Here is a 3804-nt window from a genome sequence, read left to right as displayed (position 1 = left end):
CCTGTGGGCGGCCCCCCTCTTTTTGTGGTGGGGGTGGGGTGCCCACAAGGCGACCCCTCCCCCTTTTTCACGGTCTTACATGTGCACTTGTGAAATCAGTGGACGCCTAGAACCCGTAGTTGTACATCGAGCCGCCCGGGTAGACGGTTCCGACACCGTTGCGGTAGGCGTAGCCGCCGTAGGCGCCGCCTTCCACGAAGGTCCAGCCGCCCAGGGTCCTGCCGTGCAGGGCGACGTACCAGCCGGCGGCGTTGGGATCGCTGTACCCCCGCAGCGAGAAGTGGATGTGCGCACCGGTCGTCGAACCGCCGGCGCAGAGGCTGTTGCCCTGGGTACCCAGGTAGTGGCCGACCCCGACGTTGTTGCCGGGCAGCCACTGGTAGTTCTCCAGGTGGTAGTAGTCCGTGGAGTACCCGTTGTCGTGGATCACCCGCGTCCAGCCGGTGCACAGGCTGTAGGCGTAGCCGCCGCGGGCCGCGCGGGCCTGTCCGCTGCCGCCCGCGAAGTCCACCGAGCTGTAGGGACGGCCTCCGCTGTTGCCGTGCGGTCCTCCCGTCATGATCATCGACGAGCCGATGGCGAACGGCAGCCCGACGCCGATGTAGCTGCTGGTGGAGACCCCGGAGGGGTCCGTCGAGGCCGCGACGGTCTCCCGCTCGTCCTCCTCCAGCAGTGCGGAGTCGGCCAGGATGGACGAGAACTCCTCGGTCCCCTCCAAACCCACCGTCCACGCGGAGCCCTCGTAGTCGGCGGCGAACAGCCAGGCGTAGGGGCTCTCGTCCACGTTCATGGGCGCGGTCACGATGGCTACGCCGAACGCCGAGCCGTCGGCGGCCTCGCGGACGTCGACCCGCACGTCGCGCTCCTGGCGGGCGAGCGCGCCGAGGGACGAGTCCCTTGCTTGCAGGACGTCGGCGATCACCGATTCGGCCAGGACGTCCTCGGGGGACGCGGCGGCCGACCCGCCCGGGAGGGCTTCGGCGGTGTCGCTGTCGACGGTGATCTCGACGTTGTCGGCGGAGGCGAGCGGGGTGCCCGCCGGGATCGGTCGGGCGTGGGCGGTGGGGGCGGTGACGACCAGGACGGCCGAGGTCGCGACGGCCACGGCGGCGGCACCCAGGGTGCGGGTTCTGGAGCCCAGGGCACGGAGGCCGGGGGCGGAAGGGAGTGGCAACTCTTCTCCTTGTGGGGGGCGGAGCCAGCGGAACCGTGCGCGCAGGGGTGTGAGCGCACAGTTACCGAAGAGTAATGACGAGTTCGTGCCGCGACAAGGGGTGTAAGGGCGGCGCTTCACGCGGTGTCGCACGCAGAGGAAAGCCCCGCTCCCGCACTCGGGAACGGGGCCGACGGCCTCCTCGCCGGGTCAGCGGATGCCCGCGACCCTGCCCTCCAGGCCCAGGAGGAACTCCTTACGCTCCAGTCCACCCGCGTACCCGGTCAGCGAACCGTTCGCACCGATCACCCGGTGGCACGGCACGATGATGCTGATCGGATTGCGTCCGTTGGCCATGCCCACCGCCCGGGAGGCGGTCGGCCGCCCCAGTTCCTCCGCCAGCTGGCCGTAGCTCGCGGTCTCGCCGAACGGGATGGTCGTCAGCGCCGCCCACACCCTCAACTGCCAGTCGGTCCCCACGGGGGCCAGCGGCAGGGTGAACTCGCGCAGCTCGCCCGCGAAGTACGCCCTCAACTGCTCCTCGGCATCGGCGAACGGCTTGTGGTCGGCCACCCAGTCCTGCGGGACCACCCGCGTCAGCCCGTCCTTGGCGGGGGTGAGCACGCCGCCCAGGGCCGCGCCGTCACCGAACAGGGTCAGGTCGCCCACCGGCGACTCCATCGTCGTGTACCGCGTCGGTCCGGGCAGGGGAGCACGGAACTCCACCGTCGCCACCCTCGGGGGCGCCTTCGGCTCCACGTCGAACGCCAGCATGCCCTGTCCCTCCTGTCCGGGTCCCCCGAACGCCTGCGCCTGCCGCGTGCTCATGCCGATTCCTTCCGTTCCTGACGTTCCTTCGAAGCATCCCGCACGCCGTCCCGCACGACCACGTCCGCCCGAACGGCCGTGCCCTCCCGCTCACGGTCGGCCAACGACGCCCACAGCGCGTGGTTGGCGTAGGACCGCCACGGGCTCCACTCCCGTGCCTCGCGCGCGGCCGCCGCGGGGGTCGCCCGTCTGCCCCCCGCCTCCAGCGCCATCCGGACGCCCAAGTCGCCGTGCAGGAACACGTCCGGGTCGCCCAGACCCCGCATGCGCACGTAACCGGCGGTCCACGGACCGATGCCGCGCAGCTCCACCAGACGCCGTTCGGCCTCGTCCCGGTCGCATCCCGGCCCCAGGTCGATCCACCCCGAGGCGATCGCCTCGCACAGCCCCGCCAGGGCGCGTCCCCGCGCGACCGGGACGGAGAAACCGGCCGGGTCGGCCGCGGCGAGCGCGTCAGGGGAGGGGAACACGTGGGTGAGTCCTCCGCCCGGCGCTTCCAGGCCCGGAGCGAGCGGTTCGCCGAACCGCTCGACCAGCCGCCCCGCCAGCGTGCGGGCCGCACGCACCGACACCTGCTGGCCGAGGACCGCCCGGACCGCCAGTTCGGCCGGGTCCACGTGCCCCGGCGATCGCAGTCCCGGGTGGGCGGCCACGATCGGTCCCAGGAGGGGGTCCCCGCCCAGGGCCTCGGCCACCGCACCCGGGTCGGCGTCCAGGTCGAGCAGCCTGCGGCACCTGCGCACCGCGCTGGTCAGGTCGCGCGCCTCCGACAACCGCAGGCGGCACAGCACGTGCCCCCCACCGCTCACGGACACCCCGCCGTCCACAGCGTCCGCCGGACGAACGCCGCCCGTGGCACCAGCGCGGCCGGTCCTGCCCGCCCTGCCGGTCCCGGACCCCTCGGACAACTCCACCACGGCGGGACCGTGCGCCAGCATCAGCGTCCTGCGGTAGACCCCGTCCCGGTACTCCTCCACGCCCGGAACCGCACGGTCTCCGAGGAACCTCAGCATCCGGGCCAGGTCGATGGGCTCCCGGTAGGGCAGCCGCAGCGTGACCGTCCCCGGCTCGGTGGCCGGAGGGCGGGCGTCCCCCGGACGCGACCCCCCGGAAGCCGACGCACGCCGACCGCCCATGGTCCGCATCTCGGTGGGGGAGCGGTCGAACACCGCGCGCATCGTCTCGTTGAACTGGCGTACGCTCGCGAACCCCGCGGCGAAGGCGACGTCCGCCATCGGCATGTCGGTGGTCTCCACCAGCACCCGTGCCGTCTGGGCGCGCTCGGTCCGGGCCAGGGCCAGCGGCCCCGCGCCCACCTCGGCCGACAGCAGCCGGTTGAGCTGGCGTTCGCTGTAGCCGACCGCCGAGGCCAGGGCGCTGACGCCGCCCCGGTCCACGGCGCCGTCCTGGATGAGGCGCATCGCGCGGCCCACCACGTCGGCCCGCAGGTTCCACTCCGGCGAACCGGGGGTGAGGTCGGGACGGCACCGCTTGCAGGCGCGGAACCCCGACTCCTGGGCGGCCGCGGCGGTCGGGTAGAAGCGGACGTTGGCCCGTTTCGGGGTGACGGCCGGGCAGCTCGGACGGCAGTAGATACCCGTGGTGCGCACGGCTGTGTAGAAGACGCCGTCGAAGCGGGCGTCCCTGCTGTGTACGGCGCGGTAGCGCTGGTCGTCGTCCATCACGCCATCCATGTTCGCCGACGCGGCGCACCGAAGCTGGCGGTTTTCGGACATCGACGCGAGGGCCTCCCGGCTCCGGCGCCCACCGGCGCCGAGGGGCCCGCCGTCTCCGGGCCGGTCGACCCCGAGGGGCCCACCGGC

3 protein-coding genes are annotated in these 3804 nt (G+C 73.0%); all 3 read right to left on the bottom strand.

Annotation, left to right across the window (positions count from 1 at the left end; all coding sequences use genetic code 11):
• Positions 1–106: 106 nt before the first annotated feature.
• The 3 genes from DQW06_RS27305 to DQW06_RS27295 all read right to left on the bottom strand — a co-directional run bounded on the left by DQW06_RS27305 (position 107) and on the right by DQW06_RS27295 (position 3663).
• Positions 107–1174, bottom strand: coding sequence for a M23 family metallopeptidase (locus DQW06_RS27305; RefSeq protein ID WP_013151114.1), 1068 nt, complete (start codon positions 1172–1174; stop codon positions 107–109).
• Between the two features lie 189 nt (positions 1175–1363).
• A complete protein-coding gene (locus DQW06_RS27300; protein WP_041552996.1) occupies positions 1364–1927 on the bottom strand; it encodes a methylated-DNA--[protein]-cysteine S-methyltransferase in 564 nt (187 codons plus the stop codon).
• A gap of 50 nt (positions 1928–1977) precedes the next feature.
• Entirely contained in the window at positions 1978–3663 is a 1686-nt protein-coding gene (locus DQW06_RS27295) for a DNA-3-methyladenine glycosylase 2 family protein (protein ID WP_071621264.1), read from the bottom strand.
• Between the last annotated feature and the right edge of the window lie 141 nt (positions 3664–3804).

The organism is Nocardiopsis sp. TNDT3, assembly GCF_003427465.1.
Taxonomy (GTDB): domain Bacteria; phylum Actinomycetota; class Actinomycetes; order Streptosporangiales; family Streptosporangiaceae; genus Nocardiopsis; species Nocardiopsis dassonvillei.
Note: the sequence above shows the minus strand (reverse complement) of the source record. Positions and strands in the feature narration are given on the sequence as shown.